Here is a 22,065-nt window from a genome sequence, read left to right as displayed (position 1 = left end):
TGCTTATCGCATGCGAGTGTGAGGTGTCGCCGATCTCGGCGAGTGGCGAAGGAGTTTCGATGTCATTGCTCATAACCTCGACCTTCGACCCTCGCCCGCTCTTCACATCGAATATGGTTCCCCAGCAACGACTTTCACACGGAAACTGACACATCTGGCATCGCCATCGACAACCATCCACCATGTGGTGCACGGCGCAGCCGCCAACCGCACCCCTGGAATCAATCATCTGGGGGAGTCCGTCGGCGCCGGACCACGTCAGGTCGCCGACATCGTCAACATCAGCTCGACCGCGGGCCGGGTGGCTCGGCCCGGGACCGCCGTCTACCACCTCACCAAGTTCGGCGTCAACGCGTTCAGCGAAGCGCTCCGGCAGGAACTGCAACCCAGGCGCGTGCGGGTCGGGGTGATCGAGCCCGGCAACGTCGCCACCGACCTGGTCTCCCACACCCGAGCCGAACTACTCGAAAGTGTTCAGTCCCAGATCAATTCCATCGAGCGGCTCGTGCCCGAGGATATCGCCGACGCGGTCACCTACATGGTCGGCCGACCCCGACGTGTAGCTGTCAACGAAATGCTCGTGCGTGCCGCCGACCAGAGCTGGTAGGCCCGGCGTCTCAGTGCGTGGTGAGCTGGGTTGCGATCGATGTCGGAACCGGGATGCCGCGGCGGATCAGGTCTGCTGTGAAGCGTTGTGCGAGCGGGTCGTTCGGGGTTGTGGTCAGGGCGACGACGGCGCGGGTGAGCCGTGGTTTCAAGCTGGCTACCGCGCCGGCGAAGGTGGCGGTCACGGCGGTGGTGGGAACCAGGGCGATGCCGAGTCCGGCGGCTGCCAGTTGTGCCGCGGTGGTGGCCTGACGGGTGCGGGTCGCGGCGGTCAGGGTGACGCCGTATTGGGCGGCGATCTCGTCGAGCCAGGCGCCGAGGCCGTTGTCGGGGTGGTAGTGCACGATCGGATGCTCCGCGATCCGTGCGAAAGTCATTGTGGTGCTGGGCCGTTCGGTGGCTGGCAGGGCGGCGACGATTTCTTCCTCGCCGATGATGTCGAGATGTCCGTCCCAGTGCGTCGGTTCGGGACCGATCGCGATATCCACCCGACCCGATGCCGCCAGTTCGGCAAGGGCGTCGGCGCTCGACAGTTCCGTCAGTGCGAGCTGGATACCCGGATGCCGCCGATGCCAGGTGCGCAGGACCGGTGCCAACAGCGCGGCGGTCATGCTCTCCGCGCAGCCGATGCGCAGTTGTCCCTCGGTGCCCGCGGCGACGGCCCGGCCGGTCGCAATGACACGCTCGGCGGCGGCCAGCGCGGCCCGTGCGTCCGCGACGATCGCGCGACCGGCCGCGGTTGGGCGTACCCCGCGCGGCAGTCGCTGCACCACCGGCGTGCCGATCTCGCGTTCCAGGGCCGCGATCTGATGCGACAGGGCGGGCTGCGACATGTGCAGGCGCGCCGCGGCTTCGGTCACCGATCCGTAATCCAATACGGCGACAAGGCATTCCAGGGCGCGCAGTGTTGCCATTCGGTGATTCTATCGAAATCAGAGAAAAGATTCATGGTGCGACGGGATTGCGACGATACCGGAGCACGTTCGATCTCGGTGAAAGGCAAACAACTACCGAGGAGGCAAGGCATGTCAGCTGTGCTGAATGGGAAGAAGCTGCTCGTCATCGGGGGAGGTTCCGGGATCGGGCAACAGATCGCCGCAGACGCCCTGATCGCGGGTGCACACGTCGTAATCGCTGGCCGGGATCCGAAGGCGATCAGTGCCGCGGTTGCCCGAATTGCCGATGACCACCTAGCCGGGGTCACACCGGGCACCGACGAGGCGACCATCGCCGAACGGGTGTTCGGCGCAACGGTCGACCTGACCGATGAAGATTCGATCCGCATGCTCGCCGAACAGACCGGTGACCTGGACTACCTGGTATCGGTGGCCGCCGCACATGCCAATGGTCCGGTCGCGCAGCTGGATCGAACCGCGATCACCAGGGCATTCGACGCCAAGGTCATCGGCCCGCTTCTACTCGCCAAACACTTCGCCCCGCAAATCCGCACCGGCGGAGCAATCCTCCTGTTCTCCGGCGTCGCCGCTTGGCGCCCCGCCCCCGAACGCACGGTCATGGCCACCACCAACGGCGCCGTCAGCTTCCTCGCCGAAGCCCTAGCCGTAGAACTCGCCCCCATCCGGGTCAACGCCCTCTCCCCAGGCATCGTCGATTCCGGCGCCTGGGACAAAATGGGCACCGCCAAGAACCAGTTCTTCACCGATGTCGCCACCGTCAACCCCGCCCGCCGCGTAGGCCACCCGTCCGACATATCAGCAGCCGCTCTCCTAGCCCTGACCAACCCATTCCTGACGGGCACCACCCTGCACATCGACGGCGGAGGCCGCCTCACCTGAATCACGGCCCCGATCCCGTTCGTTCCGTCGGCATTTCGAGGGCGAGGCGTCATGGCACTCGGCATCGGCGCTCTCGCCTCAGTTGCCCGCGGCCCGCATAACGCAGCGCTTGGTGACCCTCCTACCGCTCGTGCCACAAGCCCTGCCGCTGTCTGACAGAATCTAGGCAGTGCTCAATGCGAGGGGGAACGCAAAGATGGTGTTGTCCGCGCGATTTCAGCCGGGGGCTACTCGGCGACCATTCGTGGATCGGGAAACTGTTCTGGCGACTTTCGACGAGTTGCTCGTCGGATCCGTGGACCAGCCCCGGGTTCTGCTGCTGAGCGGCGTCGGTGGCATCGGCAAATCGCGTCTGGTTGCGGAGCTGCGTTCGCGGGTCGCAAAGCGGCATCCGGCGGCGGTACTGGATCTGCAGGTGCCGAGTCAGCGCCAGGCAGCCGACGGTTTGGCGGTGCTGCGGACGCAGTTCGGCGCACAGAAGGTCAAGTTCCATCGATTCGATATCGCCTGCGCGGTGCTGTGGCAGCGCCTACATCCTCATCTGCGGCTGACGTCGGAGCTGGCATTGGCCGAACACAGTGAGGTACTGACCGAAATCCTCAACGACGCCACCGGAATTCCGGTTTTCGGTACGGCGTCTCGGCTGTTGGAATTGGGTGCCCGGCGCGCGGTTCGCACCCACCGAATCCGCCACGACCCGATCCTGCAGGAGCTCGATCAACTGAGCCTCGGCAATCTGGAAGCCGCGGTGTCGTATCTCTTCGCGGAGGATCTGAAGGCCGCAACGTCGGGTAAGAAACCGTATGTCGTCTTCCTGGACGCATATGAAGCGCTGATGGGAGGTGTCGATCGCGAGGGCAAGGTCGCGGCTTCGGATGCCTGGCTGCGAGATGTCGTGGCACAGTTGAACACCGGGCTCGTCGTCATCGCGAGTCGGGAGCCGCTCGGGTGGGAGCGATACGATCCCGAATGGGCCGCACGAGTGCATTCGGTACAGGTCGACGACCTGCCGATGGCCGCACGGTACGAATTGTTGGACTCCTCCGGTGTCGATGACGCGGAGGAGCGCGAGGCGATCGCGGTGTCGAGCGCCGGGGTCCCGTTCTATCTGCATCTGGCGATCGATGCGCGGAGTCGGATCGAGGGGGCGTCGGTAGCGGCTCTGGTCTCACCCGAAGCGATCTTGGAACGGTTTCTGCAGCATGTGCGGCCGGACGAAGTTCGGACGCTAGAACTGCTGAGCTTGCCGCGCACATTCGATCTCGAGATATTCACCGGTATCGCAGGCCAATTCGGGCTCCCTGGCCATCTCGCCGCGTGGAAGTCGCTGATCGCGTACTCCTTTGTGCACGCCGCGGACGAGGGCGGTGAGGGCGAGCGGTATCAACTGCACCAATTGATGGTCACAGCATTGCGGCACCGACTGGACGCCGATGTGCGGTCGGTTTTGCACGCTACGCTGCACTACCTGTGGCGGGCTCGCGCGGAAAGGCCGGGCGGTCGGGTGTCGGCGCTGCGCGAGGCGGGCTACCACGGTGTCCGAGCTGGAATTCTCAATGCCGTTGCCCTGCTGGAGTACGTCGACCGGATCGAAGCCGCGGGCGGAAATCAGGGGATCGACGGGGTCCTCAGCGATTTGCATAGCTTCCTGGACCAGCCGCATGACACCCTGGCAGATATGGCGGAGCTTTCCGAACTCACCCGGTGCCTCGAGGCCGAGGCAGCGGTTCTGTTGGGCGATGCGAAGCAGGCCGACCGCTTGACCCGCCACGTCGACCTGGCCCGAACCGGTCCGGTCGCGGAACGTCTCGCGCTCGCGGCGGCGAATGCGCGCCGCATACTCGGTGCGACGGACGAAGCACTGTCGATCTATTCGAACGTGTGGGCACGCGGCTCGGGGCGAACGCGATTGCATGCCGGGCAGTGGGCGGCGGATCTGCATATGTGCCAGGGACGTTTCGCTCGAGCGCTGGAATTGTGCGACGAACTGGTCGAATCGGCCGACGATGATGATCGCGACTTTCTTGGAGATGTGGCTCGGTTGCGGCATCTCACCTACCGCTTGTCGTTCGATACCGAAACGGCCGCAAGGTATTTGGCCGAGGCGGATGCGCACTACCGTGCAGCCGGGAGCGTTGTCGGACAGGCCAATGTCGCGACCAACCTGGCCGAGCTATTGGCTTTGACCGATCCGGCACGGGCCATTGCCGCCGCCGGTACGGCGATTGCCGAGCAGCGCGAGCTCGGTGCGCTGCACGAGCTCGGAAAGGCTTACACCGCACTTGGTTTGGCCGAACTCTCACTCGGCGATCCGGACGCGGCCGACCGCGCACTGACCGATGCCTGTGAGATCTTGGAGCGGGCCGGTTACCGTTCCGGTCGGGCGCGGGCGGAGTTGTTCCGCGCCGCTGTGTGCGCGCGGCGAGGTTTGCGCGGCGAGGCCGTCGAGAGCGTCCGATGGGCAGTGACCGAACTGGAAGCGGCGAATGTATACCCGGGATTGGTTCTGGTCGCACGAGTGGTGCTCGCTCTGTTCGGATGGATCGAGCCCGATATCGCCCTGGCGGCTGCACAGGCCCGCCTGCGGACGCGGCCGCCGACCCCGGATCGGAATCTGGACTTGGGCGCCCAGCAGTTGATCGCGCGGATACTGGGCATCAATGCCGACACCTACTACCGTGAGGCGGTTGTGCGAACCGATTCGTCGGCGGGGTACTACAACCACAATGTTCGCGTCGATGGCGCCATGGGCGTGGTGAATGTACGGGTACCGGTCGACGGGGCCGACGTGATGGATCTGCGGATATGGCCCGAGGCGGCGGTATTGCGCACCATCGAGCCGTTCGTCCCCGCCGCGCCGCGCCTGCGCTGGGAGTCCGCGGAACCTGCGTACCAGATCCACGAGTACGTCGAGGGCGAAGTGCTGGACCGGATCGCGCCACGCGGTACGGCTGTTCCTGTACATGTACAGGGCGACGTCGCGACACTGTTCGCGGATCTGCGCCGAATACCGCCCGAACTGCTGCCGCCGAGTTCGACAGGGCGAGCGGAGGATCCGGTTGCGTTCGCGCGGCAACTGTCGAATATCACCAGCCGAGTGCACCGTGAGAACAGTGCGGCGTTCGGTGCGCTGTATGCCCGTCTCGGCGTGCCCGCTAGACCGCTCGACGATGTCGTCGATGCGTGGAACACACTCGAGCCGAGACCATTTCGGCTGTTGCATGCCGATGTGCATCGGAAGAACATGATCATTCGCGAACACGCGGTCGTATTCATCGATTGGGAGCTTGCGCTATTCGGTGACCCGTTGTACGACGTGGCCACCCATCTGCATAAAATGACCTACCTGCCGGATGAGCTCGATACGTTCCTGACCGCATGGGCAGCTGCCGAGCCGGTGGCCGCGCAGGGTTCATGGCGGCGTGACCTGCAAACCTACTTGAATCATGAGCGGGTCAAATCCGTTATTGTCGACTCGGTTCGCTATGCCAAGGTATTGGCTGAAGGGCACGTCACAGCCCAAGCGGCGGGGGCGCTGATTGCCAGTCTGGTCGGCAAACTGGAAGCGGCGCGAGTGATCTGGGGGCAGGACGAAGCGATCGACCCCGGGCTGGTCGAGATAGCGCTGAGGTCTTGGCGCTGACGTGTTTGTCCGAATCGTGATCCGTTGTTCGCCACACTAGTTCGCGGAGACGAGGCGGATACACTGCTCGCCAGGCCTCGGGAAAGTGGTTGCACTGACGTCATCAGCGCGATAGCCTCTCAACATGCATGGGGATGAGGGAGTACTCACTACACGGGGGAAAATTTGGCGCTGGAATAGCAAGCGCGCCACGGGAATCGTTGAGTCCTCCACTGGAGACCACATCTGGTTCGGGTTGGACTCATTACGTGGGAGGAATTTCGACGACATCTCGATAGGTGATAACGTCGAGGTCGAGTTTGAATTCGCCCAGCAAGACTCCCATACTATGCGCGCAGTAAGAATAGACTGGTTGTAAATCGCGCCTTTCGTGGGCAGTAGAGATAATGAAATATTCGTTTGTGGTGGCTCTCGCGGCTGCCGCGGCTTTCTGTATTTCGGGTCCTGCTGCTGCGGCACCCAATCCGGCCGATCTGGAATTCACGGCAAGTTCGTCATACCGGGAGTACCAGAACAATGTCGCGAGGTTCACCGGCCAGGTGAACTACAGCGCGAACATGTTTGCATGGTCCTTGAAGCTTCTGCCCGCGACTCAAAGTGTCGTGTACGGCAGCATGAATTGCCGTACAACTATAGATGGGATCGCGGGTTACTCCGACAATCATCAAGATATTCCGCCCGATTACCTCCTCCATTCGAGCATTCAAATTGATCGAGGAAGATGGTACAAGCTACGCAGTCGATGCGATTTCAAGGTGCTGACAGATGCTGGAATGCAGCCAGGGAATGTGGAAACTGCTGTCGACTTCATCGCTAGGTAGCCAACCTTCTGGCATCGCCAGAAAGCCTCTAACGGAGTGGTCAAACCTGGCATAAGAGTGCAGGCACACGCAGCCCTCGCGCCCACGACTGACGACCACACTGCGCTCCGATCCGTAGCTGCCACCGCGTTTGACTCGCGAAGCTTCCTCGTCCAGTTCACATTGCACCGCAGCCGAAGGCGGTTGCGCTTGGCGCGGTCCGAGACTTTTCGCTACTTGCGGTGGCAGTCCTGGAATGTCACACATCGACGTAGCTGACGCATCAGCCACCCGCAAAGGCGAGCGCTCCGGAGAGCACTCGCCTTTGCTGCTCCCGGACACTCGGCGAACGTGTGTGCTTGGTCAATTACTGGGCGATTGGTGCTCTTCTCCCGGATCCTTCGGGTGCGCTCGTCTGATCGGGTTCGGATTGACGGTTGCGCCGTGGCTCGGCAGGCCGTAAAGCGATTTGATGCGAGAGCTCGTTTAGCGGGTTGGAAACCGGGGTTACACAGGCCTGGTAAATCACGGCGGCTGGGCTGATGATCTCTGCTGCCGGGCAGACGATCTCGATCTAGTGTGGTTTAGCGTTGAAGCCCGCGCATGGACAGTTGGTCAGGCTGGTGTCTTCTACTGTGCAGGGGACCGCCCGCTTCATCCACGATCGGGCTGAGATCCTTTTGGACGGGAACGTGCAGATAAGTTAGCCCTGACCAGCCCATTCCTGACGGGCACCACCCTGCACATCGACGGCGGAGGCCGCCTCACCTGATCCATATCCGCGCCAAACCTTCTGGAGCACCGGCAAACCCGTGCAACCGGAAGGTCCGGAGTCGACCTAGTTCGCGGAGGCGAGGTCATTGCGTCTGCGCTGGAGGAAGGTCTTTTCGGCGGTATTGGTGGCGTAGGTGATGGCGGTGTCGTAGGCGTGGATGGCCGCTGTGTTGCGACCGAGTCGGCGTAGGAGGTCGGCGCGGATCGCGTGGTACAGATGGTGATTCGGTAGGTCGATCTCGTCTAGTAGGGCGAGTGCGGCGGCTGGGCCGATGAGCTCGGCGACGGCTACTGCTCGGTTCAGTGCTACCACTGGGCTCGGTGCTACCGCGGTCAATTGGTCGTAGAGGCATAGGATCTGTTGCCAGTCGGTGGATTTCGCGTCGGGGGCGTCCGCGTGAACCGCGTTGATGGCTGCCTGGATCTGGTAGGGGCCGGGTTGGTTGCGGCGCAGGCATTCTCGGACGAGTGCGTGGCCTTCCGCGATGAGGGTGCGATCCCAGCGGTGACGATCTTGTTCCGGCAGTGGCACCAGCGAACCATCGGGTGCGGTGCGGGCGGGGCGGCGTGATTCGGTGAGCAACATCAGTGCGAGCAGTCCGCGCACCTCCGGCTCATCGGGCATGAGCTCGATGAGTAAGCGCCCCAAGCGGATTGCCTCGGTGCACAGGTCGGTTCGCACGAGCCGATCGCCGGAGCTGGCCGTGTGACCCTCGGTGAAAATGAGGTAGGTGACGGCGAGTACTCCGGGTAGCCGAGTGGGCAGGTCCGCATCGCGGGGAACTCGGTAGGGAATTCGCGCGTCACGGATCTTGCCCTTGGCTCGGACGAGTCGCTGGGCCATGGTCGACTCGGAAGTGAGGAAGGCGTGGGCGATTTCGGGGGTGGTCAGCCCGCCGAGCAGCCGCAGGGTGAGCGCGACCTGGGCATTGAGTGATAGTGCGGGGTGGCAGCAGGTGAAGATGAGGCGGAGCCGATCATCCTGCACCGCACCGGAATCGGACGGTTCGTCATCGGCGTGCAGGAGTGCGGTCTGGGCGTGCCGGTCATCGCGAGATGCCTCACGCCGCAAGCGATCGATGGCTCGGTTGCGTGCGGTGGTGATGATCCAACCGGGTGGGCTGGGCGGGACTCCGTCGGTCGGCCAGCGTTGTACGGCGGCGGTGAACGCGTCCTGTACCGCGTCTTCGGCGATGGTGATATCGCCGAAGACGCGGATCAGGCTGGCGACGGCGCGGCCGTAGTGTTCGGTGAACACGGCCTCGATGGTGGCGGAGGTGACCATCTCAGTGATCGGCGACCGGCCGGACCTCGACCGGCAGGGTGAGCACGGCGGCCATTCTCTTGCCCCAGTACAGCGCCTCGTCCAGATCGGCCGCCTGGATGACGGTGAAACCGCCGATGTGCTCCTTACTTTCGACGTAAGGGCCGTCTGTAACAAGGACATCGCCATCCTTGGCCCGGAGCACGGTGGCGGTGCTCGGCGCATGCAGGCCCGCGGCGAAAACCCAGGCGCCGGCGGTACGCATCTCGTCGTTGAGCGCCGCCAGATCGCGCATGATCTCGTCGAGATTGTCCGGCGGCGGCTCTTCGCCGGGCTGATAGATGGTGAGCAGGTACTGCTTCATGGCTCCTCCTCATCCCCGCTGATAGGTGGCGATCACCACGCCGGTGGTGGTCGTGACGCTGTCGATGAGTCGCAGGTCGCCGAGGTCGACCCCATCGAACAGGCGATGCCCGCCGCCGACCACGATCGGGTGGATCAGCAACAGATACTCGTCGACCAGATCGTGACGCATCAATGTTTGCATCAGATTGCCACTGCCGAGCACCACGAGATCCTGCTCCAACGTAGATACCGCGCCCACGACATCGTCGCCGAGCAGGGTGGAGTTCTGCCAGGGCAGCGGCTCGGTCAGGGTCCGGGATGCGACGAACTTCTCGGCCTTGTTCAGTACCTCGGTGAACGGATTGTCGGTTTGATGCGGCCAAAAACCGTAGAAGTCCTCGTACGTCCGCCGCCCGAACAGGAGCCCACCGTGATGGGTCGACATATGTTCGCCCATCGCCCTGGCCTGCACGGAATCGTGATAGCGATGCGCCCAGCCGCCGTAGCGGAACCCGTCCCGGGTGTCTTCGTCGGCCCCGCCGGGGGCCTGCATGACACCGTCCAGGGTGATGTTCTCGACCGCGGTGATCTTGCTCATGGGAAGTCCTTTCGGCTGGCCGGTCCGTTACCGGCTTCACCTCCTACACGAACTGCTCCTCGCCGAATCGACATCATCGACAGAATTTCTTCGAACGAATTATTCCGAGCCCGTGATGGCCTGGACTTCGCGGTAGGTCGGGATGCCCGAAGGAATGGCCCTGCCGTCGCGTACTGCCCGCGCGATATCGACGATCCCGGCCAGCGCCGCCCGATACAGCAGCGATCCCGTGCTGATCCGCCGCACACCCAATGCCGCGAGCTCCGCGATCGACGGTCCGGCCACCGAGTACAGCATGTTGATGGGCAACGGCACCGCCGCGACGATCCGGGTGATCTCCGCCGGATCCGTCACACCGGGCACAAAGATTCCATCGGCACCGGCCTGCAGGTAGGTCTCGGCACGGGCCAGCGTCGAATCCTGTTCCAGCTGTAGCCAATACGTATCGACCCGGGCATTGACGAACAACTCGGGCACACGGGATTTGATCGCGGCGATCAACTCTGCCTGGTGCCCGGCATCGGCCAGCGCCGTATCCGCGCGCCCGTCTTCGAGATTCACCCCGGCAATGCCCAAAGCGGCAAGCTGCGTGACGTATTCGGCGACCGTCTCGGGGTCCTCGCTGAATCCACCCTCGATATCCACGGTAACCGGCAGCGGCAAACGCGCGAGTCTCGTTGCCAGCGCGAGTGTTTCATCGCGTGTGATACCGGTACCGTCGGCGAGCCCGGCCGCCACCGCGACGCCGAGACTAGTGGTGCCGATTGCCGAGAACCCCTCGGCGGCCAGCACCGCAGCCGAGCCGAAGTCCCAGGCATTGGGCAGCACCAGCGGTTCGGCACGGTGGTGCAGGTCGTGGAAAGTCTTCGTCTTGTTCATCAGGACCTCTCGATGATTCCGGCGGCAATGGCGATGGCATGGTCGCGACCGGGGCATATATGCGGCCCTGCGCCGAATCCCAGGCCCGTGAGATCGACTTCGACCAACTCCTCGTCGACAACCCGTCGAGTGCGGCGCACCGGCGGATCCTCGATCATGGTGCGTGCGATGACCTCGTCCGCGGTGCCTTCGAACCGCCGCGCGTTGTCCACCAGCGCCCCCGTCGCCTGACAAGCCTGGATCAGCAGACCGATCCGAGCGGCCGCGCGCTCGTCGGCCACCCCGCCGCAGGCGGCCACCAACTCGGCGACGGCCCGGTCCGCCTCGGCGCTGTCGGGTTCATGGGGCTGGTAGTGCGCGGCGGCAATCGCGACTGCCGATACCGAGATGTCCGGAATCCCAAGGGCTTCCGCCAGCACTCGGACATGGGGAAGGTCGCCCTCGACCGTGCGGACCCGTTCGCGCAGCACCTCGGGCGACAATCGAGCCAATTCCGCGACGACCAGCGCGCGCCGTCGATCATGGTCGACCCCATCGCAGAATCGGGCGACATGGGCACGCAGCCAGCCGATGCCGACAGCTTGCGCGCTCCGCGGTACCGCGGGCATCGGTGCGCCGGTCAAAACCTCCCGCACCCGATCGGGCTCGGTGATCAGATTCATGCCGCGACGGTATCCCCCTGACGTTTCGGTGGCCGCCGAAATGATCCGGCGCGATCATGGTGTGGTGCAGACCCGAGGAACCGAACTGGCGGGACTGGCCACCCTGCTGGCCGATCGCACCCGCGCCGATATGTGCCTGGCCCTGGTCGACGGCCGCGCCTGGACGGCCGGGGAACTGGCGCGATATGCCGGAGTCGCGCCGTCCACCGCGACCGAGCATCTGAACCGGCTGCTCGACGGGGGTCTGCTCGTCGAACGCCGTCAAGGCAGGCACCGGTACGTGCAGTTGGCGAGCCCGCAGGTGGCCGAGCTGTTGGAGACGATGGTCACCCACCTGGAGCCGTCACACCCCGAGCCGACGACGCTGCGCGCGTCCACCGCCGCCGCGGCTCTGGCCCGTGGCCGAACCTGCTACGACCACCTCGCGGGCCGACTCGGCGTCGCCATTGCCGACGCGATGATCGAACGCGACCTGCTCGACGACGAAGGCGGCTTCGCCCTCACCGAGGCCGGGGCGGCATGGCTCACCGGACCGATGGGCGTCGAAGCGACGACACTGCACGCGACGCGCCGTCCGGTCGCGCGCCCCTGTCTCGACTGGACGGAACGCCGCACCCACCTCGGCGGCGCCGCCGGAGCCCAGCTGTGCCGCCGGTTGCAGGCACTGGATTGGGTGCGGCGCGTTGGATCCGGCCGTGCCGTGCGCCTCACACCGAAGGGTGAAACCGGCCTGTTCGAGGCGCTCGGCATCGATCCCGCGTCAGTTGCTTGACGGAATGCTTCGTCCCGCACGGACCTCCTCGGCTCGGGAGCGCGTCCAACCCGTGCGCTATGTCGCGACCGGCCAGCCTATGGTGGCCCAGATCGTGACGAGCACCGGTCCCCGATGGGATAGGGAGCTGGCCCAGACTCTGATCGCCACCACGCGAGTGTCTGCCCGGCTGCACGTCGGAGCGCCTGCCCTTCCCCGGCGCGGTCGCCCATGATCTCGCGCCGCATGGTGCTGAGCTCTCTGCTCACCGTCCGCCCGGTTGGAGTGTGTGCCGAATCTCATCAATGCGATTGAACCGGCTTCATCCCGGGTATCACGGCACGGGCAGGAACCGAACGACCTGGTGACCAGGGTCCGGCCGGGCGATGCGGTACCCGGTTCATGAATGGGCTTGCATAATCGTGCATAATCATCACATGGTTGATTCGTCGGGCAACCCGGTCTTGCGGGTTGCGGTGGCCGGTGCGAGTGGATACGCCGGTGGTGAGGTGCTGCGTCTGTTGCTGGGCCATCCGGCCTACCGCGACGGGCGCCTCGTCATCGGGGCGCTGACCGCCGGATCGAATGCGGGCAGCACGCTGGGGGAGCTCCAGCCGCATCTGCTGCCGCTCGCCGATCGCGTGCTCGCGCCGACCACGGTCGACGAGCTGGCCGGTCACGACATCGTCTTCCTCGGCCTGCCCCATGGGCAGTCCGCCGCCATCGCGCAGCAGCTACCGGCGTCCACGGTGATCATCGACTGCGGTGCCGACTTCCGGCTGACCGATGCGTCCGCATGGGAGAAGTACTACGGCAGTCCCTACGCGGGCAGCTGGCCGTACGGGCTGCCGGAACTGCCCGGCGGACGCGACCGGCTCCGTGGCGCGACCCGGATCGCCGTGCCCGGTTGCTATCCCACGGTCGCCAGCCTCGCGCTGGCACCGGCGATCGCGGCCGGAATCGTCGAGCCGACGGTGAATGTGGTTGCGGTGAGCGGTACTTCGGGCGCGGGCCGCAAACTCGACGTCGGCCTGCTCGGCTCGGAGGTCATGGGTTCGGCACGGGCATACGGCATTGCGGGCGCGCATCGGCACACCCCGGAGATCGCGCAGAATCTGAAGGCCGCGGGTGGCATCGACGTCGCCGTATCGTTCACCCCGGTGCTGGCGCCGATGCCGCGGGGCATTCTCGCGACGTGCACCGCCCCGACCAAGGTCGATGCCGAGCAGGCACGGGCGGTTTATGAAAAGGCCTACGCCGAAGAACCATTCGTGCATCTGCTGCCGGAAGGCACACTGCCGCAGACAGGTTCGGTGGTCGGCTCCAACGCCGTCACCCTGCAGGTCGCGGTGGATGCCGATGCCGGGCAGCTGGTGGTGATCGGTGCGATCGACAACCTCACCAAGGGCACCGCGGGCGCCGCGGTCCAATCCATGAATCTGGCGGTCGGATTCGACGAGACCGCAGGACTTTCCACCGTAGGAGTGGCACCGTGACGACGTTCCAAACCGAGACCGGCAAGCTGGTCCGGACCCAGGGCGTAACCGCGCCGCTCGGCTTCCGGGCGGCGGGCATCGCCGCGGGCATCAAGGCCAGCGGAAAACCCGATCTGGCATTGGTATTCAACGAGGGTCCGGAATATGCGGCCGCTGGCGTGTTCACCCGCAACCAGGTGAAGGCCGCACCGGTGCTGTGGTCGCAGCAGGTGCTCAGCGGCGGCCGGTTGCGCGCGGTGATCCTGAATTCCGGTGGGGCCAATGCCTGTACCGGTCCGGGCGGCTTCCAGGACACCCACCAGACCGCCGAGGAACTGGCCACGGCGCTGAGCAATTGGGGTACCGAGACCGGCGCGGGCGAAATCGCGGTCTGCTCAACCGGTTTGATCGGCGACCGACTGCCGATGGACAAGGTGATTCCGGCCGTCACCGAAATCGTGCACGAGATGGGCGGCGGCATGTCCGGCGGGCTCGATGCGGCACACGCCATCATGACCACCGATACCGTGCCCAAGGAAGCGGCGTTCCACCACCGCGACAAATGGAATGTCGGCGGTATGGCCAAGGGCGCTGGCATGCTCGCGCCCTCGCTGGCGACCATGCTCGTGGTGCTCACCACCGATGCCGCCGCAAGCGCCGAACAGTTGGATCGCGCGCTGCGCAACGCGACTCGGCTCACCTTCGACCGGCTCGACGTCGACGGCTCCTGCTCCACCAATGACACCGTGCTGCTGCTCGCCAACGGCGCCAGCGAGGTCGCACCGGCGCAGGAGGAACTGGACGCGGCGGTACTCGCGGTGTGCGACGATCTGGCCGCACAGCTGATGGCCGATGCGGAGGGCGTGACCAAGCGGGTGCTGATCACCGTCGCCGGTGCGGCCTCCGAGGACGAGGCCCTGATCGCGGCGCGCGCCGTCGCCCGCGACAGTCTGGTCAAGACCGCGCTCTTCGGCTCCGACCCCAACTGGGGTCGGGTGCTCGCCGCCGTCGGTATCGCCCCGGTCACCCTGGATCCGAACCGGATCTCGGTGTCGTTCAATGGAAATCCGGTCTGCGTCGACAGCGTCGGCGCGCCCGGTGCGCGCGAGGTCGATCTGTCCGGCGCCGATATCGAGGTGCGGATCGAACTGAATGTCGGTGCCGGCACCGCCACCGTGCGGACCACCGACCTGTCGCACGGCTATGTCGAAGAGAATTCGGCCTATAGCTCATGAGCGAGCGCAGCGAGCGAACAATCAACACAGCCGGCTTCGCTGGCATGGCGGAGCTGAGCGCCAGCGAGGCGAAGCCATGACCAGCGATGCGGTGCAGGACCTTTCGGCATTGGACAAGGCGCACGTCCTCGCCGATGCGCTGCCGTGGCTGCAGAAGTTCCGCGACAAGATCGTGGTCGTCAAATACGGCGGCAATGCGATGGTCGACGCGGACCTCAAACAGGCCTTCGCCGCCGATATGGCATTCCTGCGCACCGTCGGGGTGCATCCGGTGGTGGTGCACGGCGGCGGACCGCAGATCAGCGCGATGCTGAAAAAGCTGGGTCTGCAAGGCGAATTCCGCGGCGGCTTCCGCGTCACCACACCCGAGGTGATGGATGTGGTGCGGATGGTGCTGTTCGGTCAGGTCGGCCGGGAGCTGGTCGGGCTGATCAATGCGCACGGTCCGTACGCGGTCGGCATCTCCGGTGAGGACGCGCGGCTGTTCACCGCGACCCGGCGCACCGTCGATGTCGACGGCGAGGCGACCGATATCGGTCTGGTCGGCGATGTCACCGAGGTGAATGCCGATGCGGTGCTCGACCTCATCGGCGCGGGCCGCATTCCGGTGGTCTCGACCATCGCACCGGACGCCGATGGTGTGGTGCACAACATCAATGCGGATACCGCCGCCGCCGCACTCGCCGAGGCGATCGGCGCGGAGAAGCTGGTGATATTGACCGACGTCGAGGGCCTGTACACGAACTGGCCGGACCGATCGTCGCTTACCTCGTGCATCGATACGGCCGAATTGGCCGGGTTGCTCCCGCGCCTGGATGCGGGCATGGTGCCCAAGATGGAGGCCTGCCTGCGCGCCGTGCAGGGTGGGGTGCCGACCGCGCATGTCATCGACGGTCGGGTCTCGCATTCGGTGCTGTTGGAACTGTTCACCGGAGAAGGAATCGGAACGATGGTGACGCCCGCCCCGCTCCCCATGAGCGCGGCGGACACACTGAACGGAACGAAATGATGAGCGACACAGCAGAATTGCAAGAGCGGTGGTCTGCCGCGCTGATGAAGAACTATTCGACGCCAAAGGTCGCGCTGGTGCGCGGTGCGGGCGCGGTGGTCTATGACGCGGACGGCAAGCGCTACGTCGATTTCCTCGGTGGTATCGCGGTCAATAGCCTCGGCCATGCCCATCCGGCGATTCTGGAAGCGGTCACCCAGCAGCTCGGCACGCTCGGGCACACCTCGAATATCTACGCCAACGCACCGGTCATCGAACTGGCCGAGCGGCTGCTCGCGCACTTCGGCGACGGCGAATTCGGCGACGGCCACGGCCGCGCGTTCTTCTGCAATTCCGGCACCGAGGCCATTGAGGCGGCCTTCAAGATGGCGCGGCTGACCGGGCGGCGCAAGATCATCGCGACCGATGAGGCCTTCCATGGCCGGACCATGGGCGCGCTCGCACTCACCGGGCAGCCCGCCAAGCGCACGCCGTTCGAGCCGATGCCGCCCGGTGTCGTGCACGTGCCCTACGGTGATGCCGAGGCCCTCGCGGCGGTCGTGGACGAGGACACCGCGGCGGTATTCCTCGAGCCGATCATGGGAGAGAGCGGCGTTGTCGTGCCGCCCATCGACTATCTGGTGAAGGCCCGCGAGATCACCGCGCGCCACGGCGCGCTGCTGGTGCTCGACGAGGTGCAGACCGGTATCGGGCGGTGCGGAAAGTTCTACGCGCACCAGGCATTCGGCATCGTGCCGGATGTGATCACCCTCGCCAAGGGACTCGGTGGCGGGCTGCCGATCGGTGCGGTGCTGGCCACCGGACCGGCCGCCGACCTACTGACCCCGGGTCTGCACGGCACCACCTTCGGCGGCAATGCCGTCTGTGCCGCAGCGGCTTTGGCTGTCTTGCGGACCATCGATGAGACCGATCTGCTCGCGCACGTCGAATCGGTCGGCAAGCGGCTCAGCGATGGCATCGAAATGCTCGAGCATCCGCTGATCGATCATGTGCGCGGCGCCGGTCTGCTGCTCGGCATCGTACTGAACGACGATGTCTCGGCCGAGGTGGAGAATCGGGCTCGCGAGGCGGGCTATCTGGTGAATGCGCCCAAGCCCAATATCATTCGGCTCGCGCCGCCATTGGTGCTCACCGAGACGCAGTCCGACAATTTCGTCGCCGATCTGCCCGATATCCTCGACGGGGCGATCGCCGATGCCAAGGGGGACAAATGAATACAGCATCGCGGAGCGATTCCATGAGGGGTGGCGGTCAGGAGACGGCTATTCGCCACTTCCTGCGCGACGATGATGTGACGCCCACCGAACAGGCCGAAATCCTCGCACTCGCAGCGGAACTGAAGAAGGATCCGTTCGCCCACCAACCACTGGCAGGGCCGCGCGGAGTCGGCGTGATCTTCGAGAAGAACTCCACCCGCACGCGCTTTTCCTTCGAAATGGGCATTGCTCAGCTGGGCGGGCATGCGGTGGTGGTCGACGGCCGCGACACCCAGCTCGGCCGTGAAGAGACCCTCGGCGATACCGGCAAGGTGCTCTCGCGCTACGTCGACGCGATCGTGTGGCGGACCTTCGAACAGGTGCGCCTGGACGAAATGGCCTTCACCGCAACGGTTCCGGTCGTGAACGCGCTGTCCAATGAATTCCACCCCTGCCAGGTGCTCGCCGATCTGCAGACCCTCGTCGAGCGCAAGGGCAGCCTGACCGGCCGCAACCTCGCCTATTTCGGTGACGGCGCGAACAATATGTCGCATTCGCTGCTGCTCGGCGGCGTGACCGCGGGGTTGAATGTAACCATCGCCGCCCCAGCAGGTTTCGAGCCGCTGCCGTGGATTCTGGAGGCCGCGCGCAAGCGTGCCGCCGAGACCGGCGCCACCATCACGCTCACCGGCGATCCGGTCGCAGCTGCGGACGGTGCGGACGCCCTCGTTACCGACACCTGGACGTCCATGGGCCAGGAAAACGACGGCCTCGACCGCGTCGGCCCCTTCCGTCCCTTCCAGCTCAATGCCGACCTGCTGACCAGGGCCCAGCCGGATGTCGTTGTGCTGCACTGCCTTCCGGCGCACCGCGGCGAGGAGATCACCGACGACGTGATCGACGGACCGCACAGTGTGGTGTGGGACGAGGCGGAGAATCGGCTGCACGCGCAGAAGGCGCTGCTGGTGTGGTTGCTGGCCAAGCGAGGTGAGGCGCAGTGAGCGCACGCGCGAGACGCAGCGGCGAGGCGTGGTCATGACCGTCCAACCCGACGCCGGTAAGTCCGCTCCCGCCATCGCCCGCACCCGCGCCGGTCGGCAGTCCCGAATCATCGAACTGCTGACCGCGCACGCGGTCCGCAGCCAAACCGAACTGGCCGCCCTGCTCGCGGCCGAAGGCATCGAAACCACCCAGGCCACCCTCTCCCGTGACCTCGATGAACTCGGCGCCGTGAAATTGCGCGCCGCCGACGGCGGTGCGGGCGTCTACGTGGTTCCCGAAGACGGCAGTCCCGTCCGCGGCGTCACCGGCGGCACCGACCGCCTCTCCAAACTGCTCGGCGATCTCTTGGTGTCCACCGATGCCAGCGGAAACATCGCAGTGCTGCGCACTCCGCCCGGTGCCGCCCACTACCTGGCCAGTGCCCTGGACCGAGCGGCCTTGCCGTTCATCGTCGGCACCATCGCAGGCGACGACACCATCGCCGTCATTGCCCGCGAACCGCTCACCGGCGCCGAACTAGCCGCCAAAATCGAGGCACTTGCCTGAGTAGTCTCTTGATCGGCCGTTCTGCTCGCTTGCCGTCGTCATGACCACCCCGAGGGTATCGTGATGTACACCCCTCGGTCCGCTGGGGCGAGTCCGGAAAACCCTGCGGGCCAGCGTCATTCGGATCTGCTGAGCTCGCACATCCACATCGAGAACAGGATCTCGGAGCTATCCTCGAGCTGTCCACCACCGCGATTCGTAGCATTGTCAGTATCGGGGCAGCCCGCCCACCAGCACTCCATGACGTGGTAAAGGTGCTGCGAATCCTTGATCTGCCAGTGTTCGTCGGCCTACGACCACGCGGCGAGCTTGGTCGAATCGTTCTGGCGCGGATGCTCGATGAGCTGGAGATGGCGGCCGACGGTGAGAAATACCGGCCACCGCCGCCTGAGAAACTCTGGACTAACGCCGTACCGGCTACGACAGGTCGAGATGGCGATTCATCGACATCGCAGCATCGGCCAGCTCCGGCAGTTCGATCACGCTGACGCCGTTCTCCTTCAACTTCTCGACACCGATGCAATCCTCCACGAATGTCGACGGTTCACGCCAGGCGATCACGACTACTGGAATTCCGGCCTGCAGAATGCGATCGGTGCACGGCACCCGGTTTTTGGTGGCCCGCTCCGAGCATGGCTCCAGCGTGCTGTAGATCGCTGCGCGCTTCAGCCGCGCATCGTCTGCGTCGAGTTTGTCGAGCGCGGACTCTTCGGCGTGCACCTTCTCGTCAGTCTCGCGGGAATAGCCGGTCGAGATCTCCTCGCCGTCGGCAACGATCACGGCGCCGACCGAGAAGGCACCTTCTACGACCGGGCACAGCTTGGCGAGCTCGATAGCCCGGTTCATCCAGTAAGTGTGGTCGAACTCGGTCACCGGTCTGTCTCCTTTGATGGTTGGTAGCGCAACAGGGCGACGTCGCCGATTTGAGTGACGTCGAGCAGATGCATCCTGCGCGTGGACCCGCCGGGGAAGGTCGCTGGGTTCGTGAACCGCGGTGCCTGCGGGTCGCCGACGAGTGTAGGCCCGATCGCGATCTGTAGTTATCTCGTTGCGCTACTTCAATGTCGCGGGCGCGCACGACTGCGGCGACGGCACAATGATCGGCGAACGTCACGACCCCGAAACCCACCTGATCCCGCTTGCCCTGGGTGCCGCGATCGGCCGGGCCGACAAATTCTCGCTGTTCGGCGACGACTACCCCACCCCCGACGGCACCTGCGTGCGTGACTACATCCACATCACCGACCTTGCCCGCGCACACCTGCTCGCCCTCGACGCCATCCACCCCGGCGAGCACAAGATCTACAACCTCGGCAACGGCATCGGCTTCTCGAATCTCCAAGTAATCAAAGCGATTCGCGAGGTCACCGGAACACCATTCGAAATCGAGAACGCACCACGGCGACCAGGTGACCCCGCAACCCTCTACGCCTCATCCGAGCTGGCGCAACGCGAACTCGGATGGACGCCGGAGAAGCCCGACATCGTCGAAATCGTGCGCGACGCATGGCGATTCCATCAACAACGGAGCTGAGCACGCCAGCACACCAACAGTAGGGTGCATTGGCGATGCCGTCGAAGGATGGAGATGACGATGGAGGCCAGCGTATCCCGCAGGTGCTGAGGTTTGTCTGCCGATTTGTACGTCGGGTCGAGTGGAGTAGCCGAGTTGCCGTTCATCGTGTTGGACCTTCGCTGGCCGGGCGCACGCCTCGGATTCGATTGCTACAAGACCTGACCGAGGGACCGCGCTCAATCGAGTCTCCGGGCTAGCGAGCGCTCGAGACGAGTGGGTATGCGAGCCGCCGATGAAGACGGCCCGGCAGGAAGACGTCCGGCTCAGCCGAAGGGATATTGGCCGCCACCGCCCGGCGAGCTGTGGCCGGGGGTGCCTACGTTGATGATGTCCTGGATCAAGTCGACGAGGGCGCGGCCGACGTCGAGGACGGCGTTGCCGAGAGTGCTGAAATCGCCTGCGATGAGGTGCAGCATGTCGTACATCCTTCTGCCCGCCCAGATGGTGTTGTTCTAAGGGTAGGGCACGGCGCAAGCGGGACCCGGGTGTGAATGGGCTTGCATCGTCATGCATAATCATTTGTACGACGGTGTGGGCCGCCTGACGTGCGATGGGCGCGTTCGGCGTGCGCCGCGCCCACCGCCCGCCGCTACGGGCACGACCTGCAGACAAGCACGAAACCGAGGAGCACATAGACATGTCCGAGCGCGTCGTACTCGCCTACTCCGGTGGGCTCGATACCTCCGTTGCGATCAGCTGGATCGGCAAGGAGACCGGCGCCGAGGTCGTGGCGGTCGCCATCGATCTGGGCCAGGGCGGCGAGGATATGAACGTGGTGCGCCAGCGCGCGCTGGACTGCGGTGCGGTCGAGGCGATCGTGGTCGATGCGCGCGACGAGTTCGCCAACGAGTACTGCCTGCCGACCATCCAGGCCAACGCGATGTACATGGGCCAGTACCCGCTGGTGTCGGCGATCAGCCGCCCGCTCATCGTCAAGCATCTGGTGGAGGCCGCCAAGTTCCACGGCGCGAGCACGGTCGCGCACGGATGCACCGGTAAGGGCAACGACCAGGTGCGTTTCGAGGTCGGCATCGGCGCGCTCGCCCCCGATCTGAATGTGATCGCGCCGGTCCGCGACTATGCCTGGACCCGGGAGAAGGCCATCGCCTTCGCCGAGGAGAACCAGCTCCCGATCAATGTCACCAAGAAGTCGCCGTTCTCGATCGACCAGAACGTGTGGGGTCGCGCGGTGGAGACCGGCTTCCTGGAGGACCTCTGGAACGCGCCGACCAAGGACGTCTACGACTACACCTCGGACCCGACGGTCAACTTCGAAGCGCCGGACGAACTCATAGTCACTTTCGACAAGGGTGTGCCGGTCGCCATCGACGGCCGCCCGGTCAGCGTGCTCGAGGCGATTGTCGAACTGAACCACCGCGCCGGACGTCAGGGTGTCGGCCGCCTCGATATGGTCGAGGACCGCCTCGTCGGCATCAAGAGCCGCGAGATCTACGAGGCCCCGGGTGCCATCGCGCTGATCACCGCGCACCAGGCACTCGAGAATGTCACCATCGAGCGCGAGCTGGGCCGCTACAAGCGCCAGGTCGAGCAGCGCTGGGGCGAGCTGGCCTACGACGGCCTCTGGTTCTCTCCGCTCAAGCGCGCGTTGGACGCGTTCGTCGCCGAAACCCAGGAGCACGTCACCGGCGAGATCCGGATGGTGCTGCACGGCGGTTCGGTCGTGGTCAACGGCCGCCGCTCCGAGCAGTCGCTCTACGACTTCAACCTGGCCACCTACGACGAGGGCGACACCTTCGACCAGTCGCTGGCGAAGGGCTTCGTGCAGATCCACGGCCTGTCCTCGAAGGTCGCGCTGCCGGACTGTCGCGGCAGATAGCGCAGCAGCGCGATATCACCGATCTGCGTGACATCGGCCAAATGCATTCTGCGAGCCGGGTAGGCGGCCGG

The 22,065-nt window shown here is 65.1% G+C and carries 20 protein-coding genes and 1 pseudogene; 13 read left to right on the top strand and 8 right to left on the bottom strand.

Annotated elements, in window-relative coordinates; translation table 11 throughout:
* The first annotated feature begins 184 nt into the window (after positions 1–184).
* Positions 185–607 carry an SDR family NAD(P)-dependent oxidoreductase gene (locus ABZW16_RS06970; protein WP_354953058.1) on the top strand — a complete coding sequence of 141 codons (423 nt, stop codon included), beginning with the start codon at positions 185–187 and terminating at the stop codon, positions 605–607.
* Between the two features lie 10 nt (positions 608–617).
* Here ABZW16_RS06970 and ABZW16_RS06965 read toward each other — a convergent pair whose 3' ends face one another.
* Positions 618–1,520, bottom strand: coding sequence for a LysR family transcriptional regulator (locus ABZW16_RS06965; protein WP_354953056.1), 903 nt, complete (start codon positions 1,518–1,520; stop codon positions 618–620).
* 111 nt (positions 1,521–1,631) lie between these two features.
* On the opposite strand from ABZW16_RS06965, the gene ABZW16_RS06960 reads away from it, so the two are divergent.
* From ABZW16_RS06960 to ABZW16_RS06950, 3 genes are all read left to right on the top strand, one after another.
* Positions 1,632–2,402, top strand: a complete 771-nt coding sequence (locus ABZW16_RS06960; RefSeq protein WP_354953054.1) for an SDR family oxidoreductase — start codon at positions 1,632–1,634, stop codon at positions 2,400–2,402.
* 244 nt (positions 2,403–2,646) lie between these two features.
* Positions 2,647–6,045 (top strand): aminoglycoside phosphotransferase family protein, encoded by a 3,399-nt coding sequence (locus tag ABZW16_RS06955; protein WP_354953052.1) that lies wholly within the window; start codon positions 2,647–2,649, stop codon positions 6,043–6,045.
* Positions 6,046–6,431: 386 nt separating this feature from the next.
* On the top strand, positions 6,432–6,866 hold the full coding sequence (locus ABZW16_RS06950; RefSeq protein WP_354953050.1) for a hypothetical protein: 435 nt from the start codon (positions 6,432–6,434) through the stop codon (positions 6,864–6,866).
* A gap of 817 nt (positions 6,867–7,683) precedes the next feature.
* Here ABZW16_RS06950 and ABZW16_RS06945 read toward each other — a convergent pair.
* From ABZW16_RS06945 to ABZW16_RS06925, 5 genes are all read right to left on the bottom strand, one after another.
* Positions 7,684–8,904, bottom strand: a complete 1,221-nt coding sequence (locus tag ABZW16_RS06945) for an RNA polymerase sigma factor (protein ID WP_354953048.1) — start codon at positions 8,902–8,904, stop codon at positions 7,684–7,686.
* A 1-nt stretch (position 8,905) separates the two neighbouring features.
* Positions 8,906–9,247 carry a YciI family protein gene (locus tag ABZW16_RS06940; protein ID WP_354953046.1) on the bottom strand — a complete coding sequence of 114 codons (342 nt, stop codon included), beginning with the start codon at positions 9,245–9,247 and terminating at the stop codon, positions 8,906–8,908.
* Positions 9,248–9,256: 9 nt separating this feature from the next.
* Positions 9,257–9,826, bottom strand: coding sequence for a dihydrofolate reductase family protein (locus ABZW16_RS06935; protein WP_354953044.1), 570 nt, complete (start codon positions 9,824–9,826; stop codon positions 9,257–9,259).
* Positions 9,827–9,925: 99 nt separating this feature from the next.
* Entirely contained in the window at positions 9,926–10,705 is a 780-nt protein-coding gene (locus ABZW16_RS06930) for an isocitrate lyase/phosphoenolpyruvate mutase family protein (RefSeq protein ID WP_354953042.1), read from the bottom strand.
* A complete protein-coding gene (locus ABZW16_RS06925) occupies positions 10,705–11,367 on the bottom strand; it encodes a hypothetical protein (protein WP_354953040.1) in 663 nt (220 codons plus the stop codon). The genes ABZW16_RS06930 and ABZW16_RS06925 overlap by 1 nt, the downstream gene beginning before the upstream one ends.
* Here ABZW16_RS06925 and ABZW16_RS06920 point away from each other — a divergent pair.
* The 7 genes from ABZW16_RS06920 (at position 11,366) to ABZW16_RS06890 (ending at position 18,581) form a co-directional block, all read left to right on the top strand.
* Positions 11,366–12,139, top strand: a complete 774-nt coding sequence (locus ABZW16_RS06920) for a winged helix-turn-helix domain-containing protein (RefSeq protein ID WP_354953038.1) — start codon at positions 11,366–11,368, stop codon at positions 12,137–12,139. The two genes, ABZW16_RS06925 and ABZW16_RS06920, sit on opposite strands and share 2 nt — an antisense overlap.
* A gap of 416 nt (positions 12,140–12,555) precedes the next feature.
* Positions 12,556–13,614, top strand: a complete 1,059-nt coding sequence (gene argC, locus ABZW16_RS06915) for an N-acetyl-gamma-glutamyl-phosphate reductase (protein ID WP_354953036.1) — start codon at positions 12,556–12,558, stop codon at positions 13,612–13,614.
* Positions 13,611–14,828, top strand: a complete 1,218-nt coding sequence (gene argJ / locus ABZW16_RS06910) for a bifunctional glutamate N-acetyltransferase/amino-acid acetyltransferase ArgJ (protein WP_354953034.1) — start codon at positions 13,611–13,613, stop codon at positions 14,826–14,828. The genes argC and argJ overlap by 4 nt, the downstream gene beginning before the upstream one ends.
* A gap of 76 nt (positions 14,829–14,904) precedes the next feature.
* Positions 14,905–15,837, top strand: coding sequence for an acetylglutamate kinase (gene argB, locus ABZW16_RS06905; protein WP_354953032.1), 933 nt, complete (start codon positions 14,905–14,907; stop codon positions 15,835–15,837).
* Positions 15,837–17,051, top strand: a complete 1,215-nt coding sequence (locus tag ABZW16_RS06900) for an acetylornithine transaminase (RefSeq protein ID WP_354953030.1) — start codon at positions 15,837–15,839, stop codon at positions 17,049–17,051. The genes argB and ABZW16_RS06900 overlap by 1 nt, the downstream gene beginning before the upstream one ends.
* A 23-nt stretch (positions 17,052–17,074) precedes the next feature.
* Entirely contained in the window at positions 17,075–18,034 is a 960-nt protein-coding gene (gene argF, locus ABZW16_RS06895; RefSeq protein ID WP_354953028.1) for an ornithine carbamoyltransferase, read from the top strand.
* A gap of 34 nt (positions 18,035–18,068) precedes the next feature.
* Positions 18,069–18,581: an arginine repressor gene (locus tag ABZW16_RS06890; protein WP_354953026.1), complete on the top strand. Its 513-nt coding sequence runs from the start codon at positions 18,069–18,071 to the stop codon at positions 18,579–18,581.
* 417 nt (positions 18,582–18,998) lie between these two features.
* On the opposite strand, the gene ABZW16_RS06885 is transcribed toward ABZW16_RS06890, so the two are convergent.
* Positions 18,999–19,454 (bottom strand): deaminase, encoded by a 456-nt coding sequence (locus ABZW16_RS06885; protein ID WP_354953024.1) that lies wholly within the window; start codon positions 19,452–19,454, stop codon positions 18,999–19,001.
* A gap of 172 nt (positions 19,455–19,626) precedes the next feature.
* Here ABZW16_RS06885 and ABZW16_RS06880 point away from each other — a divergent pair.
* Positions 19,627–20,115 (top strand): annotated as a pseudogene (locus tag ABZW16_RS06880) (NAD-dependent epimerase/dehydratase family protein); the annotation flags it as partial.
* Between the two features lie 305 nt (positions 20,116–20,420).
* Here the strand turns inward: ABZW16_RS06880 and ABZW16_RS06875 are convergent.
* A complete protein-coding gene (locus ABZW16_RS06875; protein WP_354953022.1) occupies positions 20,421–20,573 on the bottom strand; it encodes a hypothetical protein in 153 nt (50 codons plus the stop codon).
* A gap of 221 nt (positions 20,574–20,794) precedes the next feature.
* Here ABZW16_RS06875 and ABZW16_RS06870 point away from each other — a divergent pair, with 221 nt between their 5' ends.
* The gene (locus ABZW16_RS06870) at positions 20,795–21,994 is read left to right on the top strand and encodes an argininosuccinate synthase (RefSeq protein WP_354953021.1); all 1,200 of its coding nucleotides are present in this window, start codon (positions 20,795–20,797) and stop codon (positions 21,992–21,994) included.
* Positions 21,995–22,065: the final 71 nt, after the last annotated feature.

The sequence above is a fragment of the Nocardia sp. NPDC004604 genome, assembly GCF_040609795.1.
Lineage (GTDB): Bacteria > Actinomycetota > Actinomycetes > Mycobacteriales > Mycobacteriaceae > Nocardia.
The sequence above is the reverse complement of the archived record's forward strand: the minus strand, read 5'-3'. Positions and strand labels throughout refer to the sequence as shown.

Coding starts and splice junctions, on each gene's coding strand:
- ABZW16_RS06875 (WP_354953022.1), bottom strand. CDS start 20,573: ATGCTGCACCTCATCGCAGGCGATTTCAGCACTCTCGGCAACGCCGTC.
- ABZW16_RS06940 (WP_354953046.1), bottom strand. CDS start 9,247: ATGAAGCAGTACCTGCTCACCATCTATCAGCCCGGCGAAGAGCCGCCG.
- ABZW16_RS06930 (WP_354953042.1), bottom strand. CDS start 10,705: ATGAACAAGACGAAGACTTTCCACGACCTGCACCACCGTGCCGAACCG.
- ABZW16_RS06965 (WP_354953056.1), bottom strand. CDS start 1,520: ATGGCAACACTGCGCGCCCTGGAATGCCTTGTCGCCGTATTGGATTAC.
- ABZW16_RS06900 (WP_354953030.1), top strand. CDS start 15,837: ATGAGCGACACAGCAGAATTGCAAGAGCGGTGGTCTGCCGCGCTGATG.
- argF (WP_354953028.1), top strand. CDS start 17,075: ATGAGGGGTGGCGGTCAGGAGACGGCTATTCGCCACTTCCTGCGCGAC.
- ABZW16_RS06935 (WP_354953044.1), bottom strand. CDS start 9,826: ATGAGCAAGATCACCGCGGTCGAGAACATCACCCTGGACGGTGTCATG.
- ABZW16_RS06890 (WP_354953026.1), top strand. CDS start 18,069: ATGACCGTCCAACCCGACGCCGGTAAGTCCGCTCCCGCCATCGCCCGC.
- ABZW16_RS06960 (WP_354953054.1), top strand. CDS start 1,632: ATGTCAGCTGTGCTGAATGGGAAGAAGCTGCTCGTCATCGGGGGAGGT.
- ABZW16_RS06945 (WP_354953048.1), bottom strand. CDS start 8,904: ATGGTCACCTCCGCCACCATCGAGGCCGTGTTCACCGAACACTACGGC.
- ABZW16_RS06925 (WP_354953040.1), bottom strand. CDS start 11,367: ATGAATCTGATCACCGAGCCCGATCGGGTGCGGGAGGTTTTGACCGGC.
- argC (WP_354953036.1), top strand. CDS start 12,556: ATGGTTGATTCGTCGGGCAACCCGGTCTTGCGGGTTGCGGTGGCCGGT.
- ABZW16_RS06920 (WP_354953038.1), top strand. CDS start 11,366: ATGCCGCGACGGTATCCCCCTGACGTTTCGGTGGCCGCCGAAATGATC.
- argB (WP_354953032.1), top strand. CDS start 14,905: ATGACCAGCGATGCGGTGCAGGACCTTTCGGCATTGGACAAGGCGCAC.
- ABZW16_RS06950 (WP_354953050.1), top strand. CDS start 6,432: ATGAAATATTCGTTTGTGGTGGCTCTCGCGGCTGCCGCGGCTTTCTGT.
- ABZW16_RS06870 (WP_354953021.1), top strand. CDS start 20,795: ATGTCCGAGCGCGTCGTACTCGCCTACTCCGGTGGGCTCGATACCTCC.